Genomic DNA, 17,147 nt, shown 5'->3' on the forward strand with positions numbered 1-17,147 from the left:
AGATGGATCATCCGTTATTTACCTGAAGGGAAATTATCCTTCACAAAGCTCTGCAGCAGTGACGTCCCCAGGCAAATTCGCTTCCGTAAATCCAAATGGTTCCATCAGCTCCAGTAATCTCCCGGACTCCTTAAATTCAGCCAGTATTTCGTTGTAGCGTTCCAGTAACTCCGTATCATCCGGATGGAAAACCGCCGCGCCGTATCCGATGACTTCTTCTCCGTCGACAATCGGCTGTTCCACATTCTCCACAATTTCAATATTTTCTGTTTCCTGATCCTGCATCGCTGTCTGCAATGTCAAATCAGTCATCGTAATTGCATCGACACGTCCGGTGTCAAGCGCCGTGATAACCGCTGAAATATCATTGACCTGCTGGATCTGATCTTCCGCTACGCCATTGGCAAGCATATAATCACGTTCGATGGCACCTGACATGACCGCCACTGTAAGATCAGGGTTATTGGCGATATCTTCGTAGCTGTTAATGTCATGAGGGTTGCCTGCCTGTGTTGCAATGCCGATTCCAATTTGATATTCCGGCTCAGCAAACGCCGCGTTGGCACAACGTTCAGGGGTAATATACATACCTGCTGTAACCGCGTCAAAGTTCCGGGAATTCAATCCGCTGATCAAGGAATCAAAACCAACTACAGAACCTTCCAGCTCTTGCACGCCCATTTCTTCGAAAATAGCTCGGGCAATTTCTACTGATTGTCCGGTAATCGTCCCGTCGCTTTCCTGGTAGGCATAAGGACGTTCATTAGCAAAACCGACGGTCACCACCCCTTCTTCCTGAATCGTTTCCAGTGTGCTGCCGCTTCCACTTTCTCCGCCGCTGTCGCCTCCACCGTTGTCACCACCGCACGCTGCCAGCATGAATACAGTCATTGAACCGAACAGTATTTTGTACACGTTTTTCATTCGCCTTCTCTCCTCCTTTTTAAGAGAATACTAAAATAACTGTATTTTTAGAATATTCTCTTTGTTTATCATTATCGTATCATATTTCTTTGACAGGAAGAACGAATACTTGAAATTTTTATCAAATATCCGGTTCTATTTTCTTTCCGAAACACGGGTAAATTCCAAAAGTAAACAGCCCGTTTTCTTCATAATATAGAACTGAAACAAAAAACCTTTTACCGTTGAAAACAGTAAAAGGTTTTGAAAGTTATTTATTGATAGTGAAGGCCGTTTTATGAGCCAGAGCCGCCCATGTCTTCTTCCAGCTCTTCGTCAGTTTCGGTCTCATCATCGCCTTCCTGATCGACTTCTGTATCGGTTGCATCATCTGAATCATCTACTTCAGGAGCTTCGTTCTCATCTTCTCCCACATCAGTATCAAGATTCGGCGCTTCAAATTCAATGTCGTCATCATCACCGTCTCCGCACGCTGCGAGCATACCCATCGATAAAAACAAAGCAGCTCCGACTTTCAACCATTTAGATTGAGTCATCGTACTTCCTCCTTCCCATCCATTATCCTCGACTTCAAAATATATCTTTTTTCATTACCTTACTTTTCTTTACCCCAATTGCTCTGAAATTAACAGGAAACTGAAAATCCTCTCTCAAACGAAAAAAAGGTGCATAAAAAAATATGCACCTTTTTTTCATTGATTCGTCCCGGTTAGGCCGTGCTTGACAGCGTAAAGTGCCGCTTGTGTGCGATCCTGGACTTCCAGCTTGGTGAAAATATTGGAAATATGCGTCTTAACCGTCTTTTCCGTCACAAATAAAGCGGAAGCAATTTCCCGGTTGCTTTTCCCTTTTGTCAGCTCAGCAAGCACTTCCTGTTCACGTGGCGTCAACAAGTTCACCGTATGCGGGGCCGGCTGCTCCGGTTCTTTCATCAATTGGGATGTCGCTTTGGGATGGAGCATATTCTCGCCCCTCATCAATCCACGAAGCGATTCGACCAACTCGTCAGGCTCGATATCCTTTAGCTGATAACCGGCTGCTCCCGCTTCAATGGCTGGAACTACATGGTCACGGTCCGAGAAACTCGTCAGCATCAGAACAATGATATCAGGAAAGCGCTGTTTGATATGCTCGGTTGCCTGTATGCCATCCATTATCGGCATTACCAAATCCATTAATATGATATCCGGCTGCAGCGTACCCGCCATTTCAACCGCTTCTTTTCCATTCACTGCTTCTCCCACCACTTCAATATCCTTTTGCGTTTTCAGGAAAAACAGCAAGCCGCGCCTTACTACATGGTGATCGTCAGCAATCAGTACTTTCATGTTTTCACCACTCCCTAGTTAATACGGAATCCTTACCAGAATTTCCGTGCCTTTTCCAATTTCGCTCGACCAATCGACGCTGCCGCCTTCCGACCTGGCACGATCATTAATGCTTTGAATGCCAATTGAAGGGACATAACGCTTTTCGTCAATCGCAAACCCGCGTCCTTCGTCTTTTATCACCAGCAGGACATCAGAAGAAGTGACGGATAAAAACAATTGAACGTTGCTGACTCCTGCATGTTTCCGGACATTGTTCAGTGCTTCCTGGGAAATGCGGAATAAGGTTTCTTCTATTCTGGACGGTAATTGGATCACGCCCGTCACTTTTGTTTCCAAAGACAGGCCGAGCATATCGGCATATCCTTTCACTGCTTCCAACAAACCGCTCTCCAGGCCTTTTGGGCGCAACTGCCATATGAGCGCCCTCATCTCGTTCAACGCCTCTTGCGTCAGGTGCTGAATGCCGCTGAACGTTTCCCGGACTTCTTCATCTTTCGCCATTTCTACGCCGCCCCGTGCGGTCAAAGTGACAGAAAACAATAACTGGTTGACCGAGTCATGCAAATCGCGGGCCAAACGGTTGCGTTCTTTAACAAGCGCCAGCTCCTGTTCCTGCTTTGTCAGTCCGATCCGTTTGATCGCAGAGCCGATTTGGAAAGCGACGGATTCCAGCAAAGCCAATTCATCTGTGGAAAAGCGAATCGTGTCCCGGGCAGCGATATTCAACAGTCCGAACTTCTCCTCTCCTGACTGAAGCGGCACGGTAGCATGATGGATAATGCCGCCATGATCTCCCGCTTTTGTAGAAATAGCACTTTCAATGCGCTGACAGGCAATGATATTCGATGCTTTTTTCAATTCCCCGTTACGATAACGGGATACGCACCAGCAGCCGCCCTTTTGCAGGTGCTTGCAATCATTGTCCTGCAACGCTTGCGGCAAATTCGCGTGTGCCACCAACTGGTGCTTGCCTTTGTCGTTTATAAAAAATATCCAGGCTGTTTCAAATTTCGAGCCAGCCAATAATTTGCGCACAGCACCATCCAGCATGCGAGCCATATCGGTTTCTTCGTTGAGCAGTTCAGCGATTTCCTTCAGTAATGTGACATTCGATTGCTCATCCATCCTCTTTCTCACCTCTTTGCTTCCTACTTCTATCCTACCTCGCCAGCACATTCATTCGCTTCGTACTTTTGAATGAAAAAGCTCCCTTCTCAGGGAGCTGTTGCTTTACCGGTTATTCATTTCGTCCAAAAAAGATTGCTTCACCAGTTCCAGTTTCTCATCGCTTTGCTGCTCGGAATCAGCGAATACTCCAAAATAATATTTCACTTTCGGTTCCGTTCCACTTGGCCGCACGCATACCCATGATCCATCTTTCAAAAAATATTTGATGACATTCGACTGCGGTAGTTCCAATTTTTCATCGGTTTCCAAATCGACAAAAATCCGGCTTTGCGTTTCATAATCCTCAATCGATACGACTGGCACGCCGGCAATGTTTTTCAGAGGCTCTTTTCGCAACCCTTCCAGCAATGCATTGATTTCTCTGGCTCCGTCGACACCTTTTTTGGTGACAGAAACAAGCGATTCACGATACCATCCATACCGTTCATATAACTCAATCAGCACATCATGCAGATTCTTTCCTTGAGTTTTGTAATAGGCAGCTGCTTCCACCAGCAGCAACACCGTTTGGACGGCGTCTTTGTCACGCGCGAAATCCCTGATCAGGTATCCATAGCTTTCCTCATAGCCGAACAAGAATTCGAACTTTTTCTCGCTGTCATTGATTTTCAATTTTTCGCCGATGAATTTAAAGCCCGTCAGGACATCTTCACAGCCGACGCCATATGAATCAGCAATCACCCGTCCAAATTCGGACGTGACGATGGTCTTAAAGATACGGCCGTTGTCAGGCAGCTGGTCTTTGCGCTGTTTTTGGTTAAGCAGGTACTCAATCAAAATGGCGCCGGTCTGGTTGCCGCTCAGCAACTCGTAGTGTTCGCCACTCCATACTGCTATGCCGACGCGATCGCCGTCTGGGTCCACGGCGATCAACAGGTCCGCTCCACTTTCCTGGCCGTATCGCTTGGCAATCTCAAAAGCGGAAGCTTCTTCCGGGTTCGGCGATTTGACCGTCGGAAATTCCCCGTCCGGCTCCATCTGTTCTGCCACGTATGTAATATTGTCATACCCCGCCTCTTCCAATAACCGCTGGACCGTCTGACCGGAAGCACCATGCAGCGGAGTAAAGACCGCCTGGATCGGGCTTGCGGATTGTTCCTGGACAGTCAATGCATTGGCAATATATGCTTTGTCCAACTGCTCATCAAGAGTCACGAGGAGACCTTCTGCATACTTATCATTAACGATGTTCAATTCGTCTTCGACTTTGCTGACGTAGTCAATGACACGATCGGCGTCTTCCAGATTCAGTTGGGAGCCGTCTTCCCCGTATACTTTATATCCATTGTATTCTGGAGGGTTATGGCTGGCTGTGATGACCACTCCCATGAAAGCATTTAAATAACGGACACTGAATGACAATTGAGGCGTTGTCCGCGGACCACTGTACAAATACGTATGGATGCCATTGGCTGCATAGGTGCGCGCCGCTTCAAGAGCAAACTCCGGTGACATTCTGCGGCTGTCGTAGGCGATGGCAATGCCACGCGCCATCGCTTCTTCGCCTTGTTCTTTTATGTAATTCGCGATGCCCTGAGAAGCTTTTCGGACCGTGTAGATATTCATGCGGTTTGTGCCGGGGCCGATTTCCCCGCGCATGCCTCCTGTACCAAATACCAAATCCTGGTAAAATGCATCTTCAGCAGATTTCTCATCTTCTTTCAGGAGATCCAAAGATTGTCTCGTCTTTTCATCAAGCTGTTCATGTTCTATCCATTTTTTCAGTCTTTCACGCCATGTCATATTCATCCCTCCAGTTTTATCCCGCTTTAGCGGCAGTAAGTTCTTTCTTTTATGAATGAAACCCCACTGAGTGAGTTTCCTATTTATCTTCAGTTTACCAAAAATTACGAAAAAAAACTGCTTCTTTTCAGAAGCAGTCCCTTTTCAATCTTTCTTGTATTCAACGCGGTAAACGTCATGCCGGCGATCTTTTAATTGCTTGACCGTACCATCCTGACGCTGACGACGGAGAATTTCAAGATCCACATCCCCGATCAGCACCATTTCCAGATTCGGATTTGTTTCTCCCACGATTCCGTCACGGGCAAATTCAAAATCGGAAGGGGCGAAAATCCCGGATTGGGCATATTGGATATCCATATTTTCCGTCTGCGGCAGATTGCCGACGGTTCCGGAAATGACGGTATAAATCTGGTTTTCGACCGCCCGTGCCTGCGCACAATAACGGACGCGCAAATAACCTTGCCGGTCTTCCGTACAAAACGGCGAGAAGATGATATTGGCACCCATATCCGTCGCAATGCGGGCAAGTTCCGGAAATTCGATATCATAACAGATTTGGATGGCGATCTTTCCGCAATCGGTATCAAATACGCGGACCGAATCCCCGGCAGAAATCCCCCACCATTTCCGTTCGTTCGGTGTGATATGGATTTTATACTGCTTGTCAATCGAACCGTCCCGGCGGAATAAATAGGCGATATTGTAAATTTCATCGTCTTCTTCTTTGACGAAGTGCGAACCGCCGATGATATTGACATTATAGCGCACCGCCAAATCGGTAAACAACTCGATGTATTGAGGCGTGAATTCCGTCAATTTCCGAACTGCCTGGCTCGGCGAAGGCTCATTCAGGAATGACATCAGTTGCGTCGTGAAGATTTCCGGAAACACCACGAAATCGGAATGGGCATCCGACGCCACATCGACAAAGTACTCGACCTGGCTGGCCAGATCATCGAACGATTCAATGGCGCGCATCAAATACTGTACAACACAGATACGCACGGGCCAACTGGTTTTGAAATGCCGTTTGGAAACCGGTTTGTAGTCAACGTTGTTCCATTCCATCAGCGTCGCGTACTTACCGGAAGCTTTATCATCCCGTAGGTAATTCGGATTGATGCGCATCAATTGGAAGCCGTTCATCAGTTGAAATGTCAAAACCGGATCATAAATTTTATGGCGGGAAACCGCATCGACATATTCCCTTGGAGACATTTCATCGGCATGTTTATGGTAATTCGGGATTCGTCCCCCGATAATAATTGATTTTAAATTCAATTCCCGTGCCAGTTCTTTGCGCGCTTCGTAGAGCCGCTGCCCCACTTGCATACGGCGGTATTCCGGGTGCACCATCACTTCGATGCCATATAAATTATAGCCGTCGGGATTATGGTTTGTGATATACCCTCCGTCCGTTACATCGTCCCACGTATGGCGGTCGTCGTATTCATCGAAATTGATGACGACACTGGAGCAGGAGCCAATCACTTTGCCGTCCAGTTCAGCTACCATCTGCCCTTGTGGGAACACCCCCAAATGACTCCTCAACTGTTCTTCTTTCCACGGCTCCATCCCCGGAAAGCACAAATGCTGCATTTCCATGATGGCATCTATATCTGCATATGTTGTTTCTCTGATAATCATGCTTTTTTCGAAATTGGATAAATCGAATTGTTCTGCCACTGCGGCCACTCCTTCACAAAAGTTTCAAACTTTATTATATAGTATAGTGCCCCGGGTTGATATTATTTTACTTGTGAGTATAGTAGAATTATAATTTCAGTGAAGTAATTTTAGAAATGAGGACTGTCTCCATGACAAAGCGTCAGGAAAATGTTTTACTCGCTATGTGGACTGTGGCCGTCATAGCTACACTCGGCTCGTTATATTTTTCTGAAGTACGCGGATATGTCCCTTGTGAACTGTGCTGGATTCAACGCATTTTCATGTATCCGCTCGTCATCATCATCGGTGTCGCTTACGCTCAGAAAAATACCCGCGTCGCTGCCACCACCTTGATTTTTTCAGGCATTGGCGGCTTGGTATCACTGTATCATTACGGTATACAGAAATTGGCGTTTCTGTCTGAAGCAGCTCCATCGTGCGGGCAAGTCCCCTGCACCGGTGAATACATCAATTATTTCGGATTTATCACAATTCCATTTTTAGCGCTCATTGCTTTTACAGCGATCGCCGGAATGAGTATTTTTTTATGGAAGTCATTAAAGGAGGAACAATAAATTGAAAAAAATGATGATTATCGGTTTGGCGGTGTTGGTGATTTTCGGGTTGATTGTCTTTTTGACAAACCAGGCCAATGACGAAAAGATGGCCGACAACCCATACGATAAAGAGAATCTTGAACAGCCGACGATTGACCTTCTCGACGATGAAAATTACCAGAACATCGCAGTGCCGGATGAAGTGAATGAACAAATTGAAAGCGGTGAACCGACAACGGTTTACTTCTTCAGTCCGACTTGCCAGTATTGCCAGCAAACCACTCCTGTTCTGATGCCGGTGGCCGAAGACATGGATGTCGAAGTGCTGCAGTATAACCTATTGGAATACGAGCAGGGATGGCAGGATTACTTCATCGAAGCGACACCGACACTCGTCCATTATGAAGACGGGGAAGAAGTGGCCCGTTGGGTCGGGGCACAGCCGAAAGAAAACATTGAAGAGTTTTTCAATCAAGTCGTTTTAAAATAGAAAACAGAAAGGTCATGTGCGGAGCGCATGGCCTTTTTACATGGAGGAATGAAAATGAGCTGGAATTATGAAATCAAAGACGATGGCATGACTGTCGAAGAATTACTGAGAACGGAATGGGGACTGGGAAAAAAAGTGGTGCACGAATTGCGCATGGCCAAAAGCGTGAAAGACGAGCGCTTTCAGGAAGTACAGTGGAAAGAACCATTGCCTAAAGGCACTGTACTGTGGTTCGACTTACCGCCCGCAAAATCTCCTTATGAACCGGACCATGAAACCGAGCTTCCGGTGCTGTTTGAAGATGATCATCTGATCATCGCCAGAAAACCGAAAGGCATGGCAACACACCCAAATGAAGTCGGACAGAATGATACATTCATCAATGCGGTGATCGGCCACATCGTCCGAAACGGCGGCTCCTACGGTGAGCACGTCCACCGGCTCGACCAGGGAACTTCCGGCTTATTGATGGTGGCCAAACATCCTGTGGCCAAAAATGTCCTCGATCGCATGCTTGAGCAAAAACAGCTCATACGCGACTACGAAGCGGTCGTCAAAGGAAAAGTCCATAACAAATCCGGTACCATCGACTTCCCGCTCGGGCGTGACCGTCATCACCCGACGCGCCGTCGTGTGTCGCCAAGCGGCCAAAGCGCCGTGACACATTACAAAACCGTAAAGCAGATGGAAGGCAAGACATTGCTTCATCTGACCTTGGAAACCGGACGGACCCATCAGATCCGCGCTCATCTGTCCCATATCGGTCACCCTGTCATTGGCGACGAGCTGTATGAAGGACCGCCGACACAGGACGGCGCCTATCATCTTCACGCTTTCCGGATGTCATTCATCCACCCATTCACCGGCGAGAAAATTGTCGTGGAAGATACCGCACGATAAAAAAGAAGTTCCCCAGTCGCGCGGGGAACTTCTTTTTATCTTAAATGAATTTTATCCGGATCGGTTCCTGTACGCCAATCCTGATTGAGGCCGTCAATCTGCTTCATTTCTTCCTGTGATAACGTAAAGTCATAAACGTCAGCATTTTCCGCGATGCGGGACGGTGTCACCGATTTAGGGATCACAATCAAATCGCTTTGCAGATGCCAGCGGATAACCACTTGTGCAATTGTCTTGCCGTGCGCTTCTCCGATCTTCGCCAATACAGGGTCTTCCATTAATCGTGCACGGGCGAGCGGCGACCAAGACGTGACCGCAATGTCCTGTTCGGCGCAGAACTTGCGCAATGGCTCCTGTGTCAATTGCGGATGAAGTTCAATTTGATTGACCATCGGTTTGGTATGGGCAGTCGCCAAAATCTTTTCCAAATGATGCTGGTGATGGTTCGAGACTCCGATCGCCCGGACCAGTTTTTCGTCGTACAGGCGCTGAAGAGCACGATACGTTTCCTCATAGGTATCCGGCATCGCCCAGTGCGTCAAATACAAATCCAAATAATCGAAACCCAGACGCTCCAGCGTTGCTTCAAAAGCCCGCAGTGTGTTGTCGTAGCCCTGGTCAGTGTTCCATACTTTCGAAGTGATGAACAAGTCTTCCCGTTTGACACCGGAAGCGCGCACCGCTTCACCTACTTCCCGTTCATTGTCATAAATAGCGGCTGTATCGATGGCAGGGTATCCCTCTTTTATGGCCGCCAACATTGCCTGTACCGCCACTTCTTTATCAGTCATTTTGAAAACGCCAAGACCGAAGCGCGGCATTTCCACTCCATTATGTAAGGTTTTGGTTGAATTGATGGTTAGTTCCATTGCTTTCACCCTTTCTTTTACTCTATTGTACAAATAATTGGAAAAAAATTCGACTGCCACATTATTTTGCTCATGAAATGAAAAAAACCGCCACTTTGGCGGTTTTTAAATGGCTCTTGTTCGACCAGCTACATAAGCGTTGACAAACAGGACAATGGCTGTAATCAAATGCAACGCCCATCCGACCAATGGAATCCAAGCGAGCAAACTGGTGATAAGCCCTAAGATCGGACCGGATTTCGGTGAAAATTCCCGGAAACAAAAGAACAATGTAACGGCATGAAGCACGAACATGACACCCAGCACGCCATAACCGGTGCTGAGGACAAAACCACCGCCGATAAACGGAATGGCCAGAAATGCTTCAGCAAGACCTGTAATCCACAATAACGCCGCAGATACTTTCATCTTCATATTGGAATACCCTCCTCTTCCTTCTCTTACTTACTTTATACGAATGAAAAACGCATTGGTTTCGTTTTAATTGAAAACGTTTCAGCCGTCAACCGCATTGTACAGAAATTCTCCATAATTCCAGTTCGCAGCTATATTTCATTTTTCCCGAATATACGCTATACTAAACACAGTTGCAAATTACAAGGAGGTCGTATTACATGAACTTAATCCTTATCCTCGGTGTTTGCGTAGCATTCCTGGCTGCTATTTTAACAGGCGGATACGATGACAAACCCGGCACTTCTGAAAGAAAATAATGCAAAAGGACAGCGGAATCCGCTGTCCTTTTTTATTATGCTAAAACGTTTTTTATCCCAATCCAGGATAATCCTGCTGCCGCAGGGCTTCATACATTAAAATGGCTGCTGTATTGGACAAGTTGAGTGAACGGATATGCTCATTCATCGGAATCCGCAGGCAGCGGTCCAGGTTCTGTTCGATCAATTCGTCCGGCAAACCCGTCGTTTCCCTTCCAAACACAAAGAAATGATCTTTTTCCCGGTCCGAAAAATCGAAGGAACTATGCGCTTTCTCACCGAACTTGGTAATATAATAAAATTCCCCTGCCGGAAAACGGTCAAACAGCTCCTGCAGGCCGTCGTAATACGCGATATCGACATGCTCCCAATAGTCGAGCCCAGCCCGCTTCAGCATTTTATCATCCGTCGAAAAACCGAGCGGACGGATCAAATGCAGTTTCACGCCGGTTCCCGCACAGGAACGTGCGATATTTCCTGTATTCGCTGGAATCAGCGGTTGATACAAAACAATGTGTATGGCCAAATCGTTCACTTATCCTTTCAATCCTTCGGCAAAAAATGCCAATCCTTTTTGAATTTCTTCCTGTACTTCTTCGTCTTTCTCCGTTTTTTCAACTTCCCGCAAAGACTCCAGCCCCTCAATGGTTCCAATCTTGCCTAACGCCCAGGCAGCCGTCCCGCGAATCACTGGGCGCTCATCGCTCTGTAATAGATCGATCAATGCCGGCACTGCATCGGCTTCCTTGAAATGGGCCAACGCCAAAATTGCGTTCCGCTGAATCGGTTTTTTGCCTCTCCAGGAGCCTGAAACATAACCGAATTTTCCTTTGAATTCACGGTTCGAAATCTTCAACAGCGGTTCCAGCAAAGGCTTGGCAATTTCCGGATCCGGTTCGAATTCCGGATGGATCCGATTTGCTTTGCGCTTGTTTTTCGGACACACCGTCTGACACGTATCACAACCATACAGCCGGTTGCCGATTTTATCGCGGAACTCATCCGGCAAAAAGCCTTTCGTCTGTGTCAAAAACGAAATGCAGCGCTGGGCGTTTAGTTGTCCGCCTTCGACAATTGCCCCTGTCGGACAAGTATCGATGCACAACCGGCAGTCGCCGCATTGATCTTCCATCGGCTCATCCGGCTGGAATGGAATATTGGTGATCATCTCACCCAAGTAAACATAAGACCCGAATTCCGGTGTAATGATGTTTGTATTTTTGGCACTCCAGCCAATGCCCGCCCGCTCTGCAACTGCCCGGTCAGACAACTCCCCGGTGTCCACCATGGACCGCATGCGGGCCTCCGGATAATGGGCCGCAATAAAAGCCTCCAGCAAAGTCAGCCGCTCTTTTAAAGCTGCATGGTAATCCCTGCCCCATGACGACCGGGAAAAAATGCCGCGCCTTGCCCCACGCACGCCCTGCGGAGCATCTTTCATCTTCGAAGGGTACGCAATCGCAATCGCGATGATGCTCACCGCTTCATTCAGCAAAAGCTCGGGGCGCGTCCGCTTTTCAACATCCGGTTCTTCGAAACCCGACTGGTAGTTTAATTGCTGCTGACGGATCAGCTGATGCTTTAAATTATAAAAAGGTTCCGCTGAAGCAAAACCGATTTTATCAATTCCGATTTCCGAGGCATAAGCAACGAGTTCTTTTTGAAATTGATCAAGATTCATGCTGATAACCCCTTACTCTATTTTATGATACGATGATGATAAAGAATCCAGTTGAAAGGAAGATTGCCGTGGAAATCTCTGTCGATTCAACTATAACCGAAATCCTTCCTGACTTTAAAGCAGGAATCATTCATTATAACAATATCACCGTTTCCGAATCACCTCAAATGTTAAAAGGCCGCTTGCAGCTTTTTCAGGAACAACTGTATTTTGACCTGGATGAGAAAGAGTTGACCGACTTTCCTGGTCTGCTGGAATGGAAGCTTGCCTGGAAAGCATTGGGCGCTGATCCGAACCGTTACCGTCCGGCCGCAGAAGCCCTGTTCCGCAGGATCCGCAAACAAAACTACCTGACACCTGTTCATTCGGGCGTTGATATGAACAATTTTCTTTCACTGCAATATGAAATCCCTCTCGGCTTGTACGACGCCGATAAAATTGACGGTGATGTCGAAATCACGCTCGGTACCGATCGCGATCAATTCGAAGGCCTCAACAATCGACTCAACACATTAACGAACATTCTGGTTTCGAAAGACAGACAAGGCGCATTCGGCAGTCCGTATGTCGACTCCAAACGGACATCCGTAACTGAAGACACCGTCAATGCCCTGCATATTTTCTATTTGCGTCCCTCGATGGACAGAGACAATGCTTTGCAGCTGTTGACTGCAGCTTCCAATATGTTCACCGGCATCCATGGAGGAGACGCTGAAATCCTGGTGGTGTAAAGAATGTGCCTTGCGGAATGCAGGCATATTCTTTTTCATTTTTCTTCTGATGGAGTAAACTTTTGTTACTTCGAGATAAAAGAGGGATCATTAAGTGAAAAAAGTACACAGCGACATCGTACAATTCCGTGGAACCCATTACGATTTCGGTTTTATGCAAGGCGAACTTCTGAAGCAATCATACATTCTTCCAAATCGCCGAAAACAGCGAAGTGCAACCAGCCGTCAGTTAATGATTAATGAAGCTGAAGCACAGCAAATGCTCACATCATTCGCTCCGCGCGTTTGGGATGAAATAAACGGTCTTGCTGATTCGTTGGGATGGAAAATGCATGACGCCATCCGCGAATTCGGTGGCTATTATATGGAATACACACGAAGCGGTTGTTCTATCTTTACACAATCCAACTTCATGGTCCGCAATTATGACAGCTCTCCTGAAGGCTATGAAGGACGTTTTGCGTTGTATCAGCCAACAGACGGCGGCTATGCCACCATTGGACCAACCATGCAAATCACCGGTCGTACAGACGGCTTAAACGAAAAAGGGCTGGTGATGGGCTATAACTTCATCAACCGCAGAAATTCCGAAGACGGATTTATCTGCAACATGATCGGCCGTCTGGTCCTGGAAAACTGCGCAACTATCGACGAAGCCATCGAACTGCTGAAAGAGCTGCCGCATCGTCGTTCTTTCAGTTACGTGCTGCTGGACCGCAGCGGAAAATCAGTGGTGGTCGAAGCTTCTCCGCGCTCTGTCGTGATGCGTGAAGCAAATGTCTCCACCAATCATTTCGAACTGCTGACAGAAGAAAACCGCTATCAGACAGATGATTCAAAACGGCGGGAACAAACCATGCAGCTGCAGGGGCAAAGCCTGACAGACGCCTACAGTGCATTCCGCTTGCTGAATGATTCAGATCAAGGCGTCTTTTCCACCAAATACAGCACGGCCTCAGGAACATTGCATACAGCTTCTTATTTTCCACACAGCCTGGAAGTCGGTTTTGCCATCGGACCTGACCGTCTTCCCCTGATGCTCGACTTTCATCAATGGCTGCAGGGCAACCGGTTGTACGCTAAACGAATTAACGGAAAAATCGACACGAAACTTCCTTTCGTTCATATGGCAGAAGTATAATAAAAAGGCGCTCACTTCAAAAAAGTGGGCGCCTTTTCACATTCTTACACATAGCTTTTCTCCATATGGGCAAAACCGATTTCTGTTTCCACTTCCCCGTGGATCTTGTCTATTGCCAGTTGGCCTCCCTGCAACCAGCTGCCAAAATCGAAAACATGTGGCTCTACATCTCCACCTAAGGCAAACAATACTTGCTTATCTTTTGGCATATAAGCAGAAGTATGAATCGTCCCTGCCCAGCTTTTATAAAGTTTAGAGAAAACACCTTTTTCTGTGTCGTTCAACAAACGGAACGTTTTGAACACGTCATCGGTCTGGTCTTTCTGACGTTCAATGGCAGTTAGCCGTTCATAAGAATCTTTCAGATAGTTCCGGTTCTCATGCTGCTGGATCTCAAAGTGGTTGGTGCAGACACTTGCGTCACGGATATCGACCGCTCTTGGACTCGCTTCCACCACTTTTGTCTTCCCGCTTTCATCCAACATTACATAACTGAATGAGCCGCGATGCGGAATTTCCTTTAATAAGGACACAGCCTCTTCTACAGTCGCACAAGTTTCCAAAATAATGCGGCCGATCATATAACAGACAAAGCCATCCCCCGGTTTTTTCCGGTGAGTGAAGTTGTAGCCCATTGCCAGCCCTTTTTCATTCATTCCGTCCATGCGCCCTGTAATCCGTGATGTTGGCCCAATCATCGCATAGCCCTGATTATCCGGCTGAAACAGTACATATCTTCCTTCATAGGTTTGCGGATGGAAATCATAATTCCTCACCAAAAAATCATTTCCCGTCACAATGGAACAACCTGATGGCATCGCATCAATCCGGTAGCCCCCAAAATCGCGCAGCACCTCTGCCATCGGCAATTCCAGGCTTTCCTGCAAGCCAACCAATTCATCCCATATCCCTGGAGCAAACCGTAAAAAAGCCTCTCTTGTCTCTGCCACATCAATTTCAAACCTTGGCCTTTTCGCTTTCCACTGTCTTCGACGATTTTCCAGAGTGATGGACTCCTTCAAATGCTCTCCTTGTCTGAACCCAAAATCATAATGACTTCCCCGAAATTCCAGTATATTGCTATGTATTTGTTTCATATATTCCTCCCTACTCGAACGGCTTGCTCGGAATGTAGTTGAGAAGAGCGCACATATACACACCTCTCCCCTTTCTACTCAATTATATCAATAGCATGCCAAAACGACAGTCAACTGCCTCCAAAGCCATCCAATTCTTAAAATGATGAAGGGTGTTATCTGTTTTGCTCCTCTCTTCCCTACACTCAATTCCAAGCAACTTTAAAATCAGAAAAAGGCCCTGACATAATTGTCAGGGCCTCTCCATTCGTACTGAATCGCTTGGTGTTGCGATGGGTATACCGGTGGTCGGGGTCGAACCGACACTCCAGAAGGAACACGATTTTGAGTCGTGCGCGTCTGCCAATTCCGCCACACCGGCAAATGTATCTCTAAGAGACAATAAAAATTATAACATGCATGCTGCTGCAGTTCAATCGTTATTTGTATAAAGCTTCTTTTGCTTATATACTCGGCCCAGGGCAAAAACATTTCAGTGAACACCCATAATTGGTATTCTTACATAAAAAGGATGATTTGATGCCTTCTCTGAAAATGCTGATTGGACTTCCAGCCAGCGGTAAAACAACTTATGCCCGACGCCTGGTTCACACCGATTCGAATTGGGTTCATTTATCTTCCGATGAAATCGCCTACGCCAAATACCCGAAAGATCAACCGATTAATCACCAGGAAGTTTTTCAGGAATTATTTCTGAAAACCCTTACTTGCCTTAAGGACGGAAAAAACGTAATTTACGACGCCACAAACCTGGCCTCCCAAAAACGGAAAAGTTTCATCAATCGGATAAAGGAACTTCATGTTCACGTGGAAGCAATTATTTTCATCACACCCTACGATTTGCTAAAAGAACGCAACAACGCCCGTGAAAGTTGGCAGCGGGTACCGCCATATATACTCGATCGATATATTCGTGCTTTTCAATTCCCAAGAAAAGACGAGAATTTCGATGAGTGTTCAATAATCACAGACCACACCTGGAACCAACCACCCGAGACAAAACAACACAGTCAAATTATAAGAGGGCGTCTTATGGAAGGAAACTTGAGCTTCAATGAATGGATGGAACTTTATAATTTATTCGAAGATACCAAACCCTTTCTGTGGCTTATTAAAGATTCTTCTTCTCTTATGTCAGCTGCTAACTTAAACACATATCAGGCATATAAAAAAATGGTGAGTGCTGCTCCCACTCCTCACGATCAAGAAGTAATGGCTTGGACCATTCTACTGCATCAAATTGGCAAAGCCTATGTACGAAAAAACAGGCCGATGGAAGAAGATAATTTTTACGGTTTTGAACACGCAAGCACGTACATGGCTTACCCGATTCTTTCTTCTCTCCGTATTCCCGAACCGCTTACCTGGGATATACTGCTCCTTATCGATGAACACATAATCGGCCGTCAAATGAAACGCGGTAAGGTTAAACGCCGAATCGGCACCGCTAATTATGAACGGCTGGTTAATTTCTGGGGGTTTTTGAGTGAGTAAACAAAAATAAAAACCCCTCAGCTCGGAAATTTCCAAGCTGAGGGGTTATAAAGAGCAGGCAGGCTCTTTTGATGATACCGGTGGTCGGGGTCGAACCGACACTCCCGAAGGAACACGATTTTGAGTCGTGCGCGTCTGCCAATTCCGCCACACCGGCATAATTTAATGGAGGCGGCAACCGGATTTGAACCGGTGATAAGGGTGTTGCAGACCCATGCCTTACCACTTGGCTATGCCGCCAGATATTGGAGCGGAAGACGGGGGTCGAACCCGCGACCTCCACCTTGGCAAGGTGGCGTTCTACCACTGAACTACTTCCGCAAAAGCTGGGGTACCTGGATTCGAACCAGGGCATGACGGGATCAAAACCCGTTGCCTTACCGCTTGGCTATACCCCAATAATAAGATGGGGCGGACGAGGGGAATTGAACCCCCGAGTGTCGGAATCACAATCCGATGCGTTAACCACTTCGCCACGACCGCCACTATGAAAATTAAAATTGGCAGGGGCAGTAGGAATCGAACCCACATCGGAGGTTTTGGAGACCTCTGTTCTACCGTTAAACTATGCCCCTAAGAACTGGTGGTGGGGGGCAGATTCGAACTGCCGAACCCGA

At 46.9% G+C, this 17,147-nt stretch carries 17 protein-coding genes and 7 tRNA genes; 6 read left to right on the forward strand and 18 right to left on the reverse strand.

Going from position 1 to position 17,147, the window contains the following annotated elements; all coding sequences use genetic code 11:
- Positions 1 to 33 precede the first annotated feature (33 nt).
- The 6 genes from ehuB to EEX84_RS10190 all read right to left on the reverse strand — a co-directional run bounded on the left by ehuB (position 34) and on the right by EEX84_RS10190 (position 6,875).
- The gene (gene ehuB, locus EEX84_RS10165) at positions 34 to 924 is read right to left on the reverse strand and encodes an ectoine/hydroxyectoine ABC transporter substrate-binding protein EhuB (RefSeq protein WP_123165526.1); all 891 of its coding nucleotides are present in this window, start codon (positions 922 to 924) and stop codon (positions 34 to 36) included.
- Positions 925 to 1,199: 275 nt separating this feature from the next.
- Positions 1,200 to 1,460: a hypothetical protein gene (locus EEX84_RS10170; RefSeq protein WP_123165527.1), complete on the reverse strand. Its 261-nt coding sequence runs from the start codon at positions 1,458 to 1,460 to the stop codon at positions 1,200 to 1,202.
- A gap of 156 nt (positions 1,461 to 1,616) precedes the next feature.
- Positions 1,617 to 2,252, reverse strand: coding sequence for a response regulator (locus EEX84_RS10175; protein ID WP_123165528.1), 636 nt, complete (start codon positions 2,250 to 2,252; stop codon positions 1,617 to 1,619).
- Positions 2,253 to 2,270: 18 nt separating this feature from the next.
- On the reverse strand, positions 2,271 to 3,380 hold the full coding sequence (locus EEX84_RS10180) for a GAF domain-containing sensor histidine kinase (protein ID WP_123165529.1): 1,110 nt from the start codon (positions 3,378 to 3,380) through the stop codon (positions 2,271 to 2,273).
- A 105-nt stretch (positions 3,381 to 3,485) separates the two neighbouring features.
- A complete protein-coding gene (locus tag EEX84_RS10185; protein ID WP_123165530.1) occupies positions 3,486 to 5,186 on the reverse strand; it encodes a phospho-sugar mutase in 1,701 nt (566 codons plus the stop codon).
- Positions 5,187 to 5,330: 144 nt separating this feature from the next.
- Entirely contained in the window at positions 5,331 to 6,875 is a 1,545-nt protein-coding gene (locus EEX84_RS10190; RefSeq protein ID WP_123165531.1) for a carbon-nitrogen hydrolase family protein, read from the reverse strand.
- Positions 6,876 to 7,006: 131 nt separating this feature from the next.
- Between EEX84_RS10190 and EEX84_RS10195 the strand changes: the two genes are divergently transcribed.
- The 3 genes from EEX84_RS10195 to EEX84_RS10205 are packed head-to-tail and all read left to right on the forward strand — an operon-like array spanning position 7,007 to position 8,804.
- The gene (locus EEX84_RS10195) at positions 7,007 to 7,432 is read left to right on the forward strand and encodes a disulfide oxidoreductase (protein WP_123165532.1); all 426 of its coding nucleotides are present in this window, start codon (positions 7,007 to 7,009) and stop codon (positions 7,430 to 7,432) included.
- A gap of 1 nt (position 7,433) precedes the next feature.
- The gene (locus tag EEX84_RS10200; protein ID WP_123165533.1) at positions 7,434 to 7,904 is read left to right on the forward strand and encodes a thioredoxin family protein; all 471 of its coding nucleotides are present in this window, start codon (positions 7,434 to 7,436) and stop codon (positions 7,902 to 7,904) included.
- A gap of 54 nt (positions 7,905 to 7,958) precedes the next feature.
- Positions 7,959 to 8,804, forward strand: coding sequence for an RluA family pseudouridine synthase (locus tag EEX84_RS10205; protein ID WP_123165534.1), 846 nt, complete (start codon positions 7,959 to 7,961; stop codon positions 8,802 to 8,804).
- Between the two features lie 35 nt (positions 8,805 to 8,839).
- Here EEX84_RS10205 and EEX84_RS10210 read toward each other — a convergent pair whose 3' ends face one another.
- The 4 genes from EEX84_RS10210 to queG form a co-directional block, all read right to left on the reverse strand.
- The gene (locus EEX84_RS10210; protein ID WP_123165552.1) at positions 8,840 to 9,673 is read right to left on the reverse strand and encodes an aldo/keto reductase; all 834 of its coding nucleotides are present in this window, start codon (positions 9,671 to 9,673) and stop codon (positions 8,840 to 8,842) included.
- Positions 9,674 to 9,778: 105 nt separating this feature from the next.
- The gene (locus EEX84_RS10215) at positions 9,779 to 10,081 is read right to left on the reverse strand and encodes a hypothetical protein (RefSeq protein WP_123165553.1); all 303 of its coding nucleotides are present in this window, start codon (positions 10,079 to 10,081) and stop codon (positions 9,779 to 9,781) included.
- A 357-nt stretch (positions 10,082 to 10,438) separates the two neighbouring features.
- Positions 10,439 to 10,912: a tRNA (uridine(34)/cytosine(34)/5-carboxymethylaminomethyluridine(34)-2'-O)-methyltransferase TrmL gene (trmL, locus tag EEX84_RS10220; RefSeq protein ID WP_123165554.1), complete on the reverse strand. Its 474-nt coding sequence runs from the start codon at positions 10,910 to 10,912 to the stop codon at positions 10,439 to 10,441.
- Positions 10,913 to 10,921: 9 nt separating this feature from the next.
- On the reverse strand, positions 10,922 to 12,067 hold the full coding sequence (gene queG, locus EEX84_RS10225; RefSeq protein ID WP_123165535.1) for a tRNA epoxyqueuosine(34) reductase QueG: 1,146 nt from the start codon (positions 12,065 to 12,067) through the stop codon (positions 10,922 to 10,924).
- Between the two features lie 68 nt (positions 12,068 to 12,135).
- Between queG and EEX84_RS10230 the strand changes: the two genes are divergently transcribed.
- A complete protein-coding gene (locus EEX84_RS10230; RefSeq protein ID WP_123165536.1) occupies positions 12,136 to 12,798 on the forward strand; it encodes a B3/B4 domain-containing protein in 663 nt (220 codons plus the stop codon).
- Positions 12,799 to 12,892: 94 nt separating this feature from the next.
- Positions 12,893 to 13,939, forward strand: coding sequence for a C45 family autoproteolytic acyltransferase/hydrolase (locus tag EEX84_RS10235; protein ID WP_123165537.1), 1,047 nt, complete (start codon positions 12,893 to 12,895; stop codon positions 13,937 to 13,939).
- A gap of 44 nt (positions 13,940 to 13,983) precedes the next feature.
- Here the strand turns inward: EEX84_RS10235 and EEX84_RS10240 are convergent, their stop codons facing one another.
- The gene (locus tag EEX84_RS10240; RefSeq protein ID WP_123165538.1) at positions 13,984 to 15,036 is read right to left on the reverse strand and encodes a C45 family autoproteolytic acyltransferase/hydrolase; all 1,053 of its coding nucleotides are present in this window, start codon (positions 15,034 to 15,036) and stop codon (positions 13,984 to 13,986) included.
- A gap of 279 nt (positions 15,037 to 15,315) precedes the next feature.
- Positions 15,316 to 15,397: transfer RNA gene (locus EEX84_RS10245), tRNA-Leu, on the reverse strand.
- A gap of 158 nt (positions 15,398 to 15,555) precedes the next feature.
- Here EEX84_RS10245 and EEX84_RS10250 point away from each other — a divergent pair.
- Positions 15,556 to 16,530 carry an ATP-binding protein gene (locus tag EEX84_RS10250; protein ID WP_123165539.1) on the forward strand — a complete coding sequence of 325 codons (975 nt, stop codon included), beginning with the start codon at positions 15,556 to 15,558 and terminating at the stop codon, positions 16,528 to 16,530.
- Between the two features lie 75 nt (positions 16,531 to 16,605).
- Here EEX84_RS10250 and EEX84_RS10255 read toward each other — a convergent pair.
- From EEX84_RS10255 to EEX84_RS10280, 6 genes are all read right to left on the reverse strand, one after another.
- Positions 16,606 to 16,687, reverse strand: a tRNA-Leu gene (locus tag EEX84_RS10255).
- A gap of 9 nt (positions 16,688 to 16,696) precedes the next feature.
- Positions 16,697 to 16,770 (reverse strand) — tRNA-Cys (locus tag EEX84_RS10260).
- Positions 16,771 to 16,776: 6 nt separating this feature from the next.
- Positions 16,777 to 16,851 (reverse strand) — tRNA-Gly (locus EEX84_RS10265).
- A 5-nt stretch (positions 16,852 to 16,856) separates the two neighbouring features.
- Positions 16,857 to 16,928, reverse strand: a tRNA-Gln gene (locus EEX84_RS10270).
- Between the two features lie 9 nt (positions 16,929 to 16,937).
- A tRNA-His gene (locus EEX84_RS10275) sits at positions 16,938 to 17,013 on the reverse strand.
- 18 nt (positions 17,014 to 17,031) lie between these two features.
- Positions 17,032 to 17,105: transfer RNA gene (locus tag EEX84_RS10280), tRNA-Trp, on the reverse strand.
- Positions 17,106 to 17,147 lie beyond the last annotated feature (42 nt).

It is taken from the genome of Planococcus salinus (assembly GCF_003719725.1).
Lineage (GTDB): Bacteria > Bacillota > Bacilli > Bacillales_A > Planococcaceae > Planococcus > Planococcus salinus.

Coding starts and splice junctions, on each gene's coding strand:
- EEX84_RS10215 (WP_123165553.1), bottom strand. CDS start 10,081: ATGAAAGTATCTGCGGCGTTATTGTGGATTACAGGTCTTGCTGAAGCA.
- EEX84_RS10210 (WP_123165552.1), bottom strand. CDS start 9,673: ATGGAACTAACCATCAATTCAACCAAAACCTTACATAATGGAGTGGAA.
- ehuB (WP_123165526.1), bottom strand. CDS start 924: ATGAAAAACGTGTACAAAATACTGTTCGGTTCAATGACTGTATTCATG.
- EEX84_RS10250 (WP_123165539.1), top strand. CDS start 15,556: ATGCCTTCTCTGAAAATGCTGATTGGACTTCCAGCCAGCGGTAAAACA.
- EEX84_RS10240 (WP_123165538.1), bottom strand. CDS start 15,036: ATGAAACAAATACATAGCAATATACTGGAATTTCGGGGAAGTCATTAT.
- EEX84_RS10175 (WP_123165528.1), bottom strand. CDS start 2,252: ATGAAAGTACTGATTGCTGACGATCACCATGTAGTAAGGCGCGGCTTG.
- EEX84_RS10170 (WP_123165527.1), bottom strand. CDS start 1,460: ATGACTCAATCTAAATGGTTGAAAGTCGGAGCTGCTTTGTTTTTATCG.
- EEX84_RS10185 (WP_123165530.1), bottom strand. CDS start 5,186: ATGACATGGCGTGAAAGACTGAAAAAATGGATAGAACATGAACAGCTT.
- queG (WP_123165535.1), bottom strand. CDS start 12,067: ATGAATCTTGATCAATTTCAAAAAGAACTCGTTGCTTATGCCTCGGAA.
- EEX84_RS10180 (WP_123165529.1), bottom strand. CDS start 3,380: ATGGATGAGCAATCGAATGTCACATTACTGAAGGAAATCGCTGAACTG.
- EEX84_RS10205 (WP_123165534.1), top strand. CDS start 7,959: ATGAGCTGGAATTATGAAATCAAAGACGATGGCATGACTGTCGAAGAA.
- EEX84_RS10195 (WP_123165532.1), top strand. CDS start 7,007: ATGACAAAGCGTCAGGAAAATGTTTTACTCGCTATGTGGACTGTGGCC.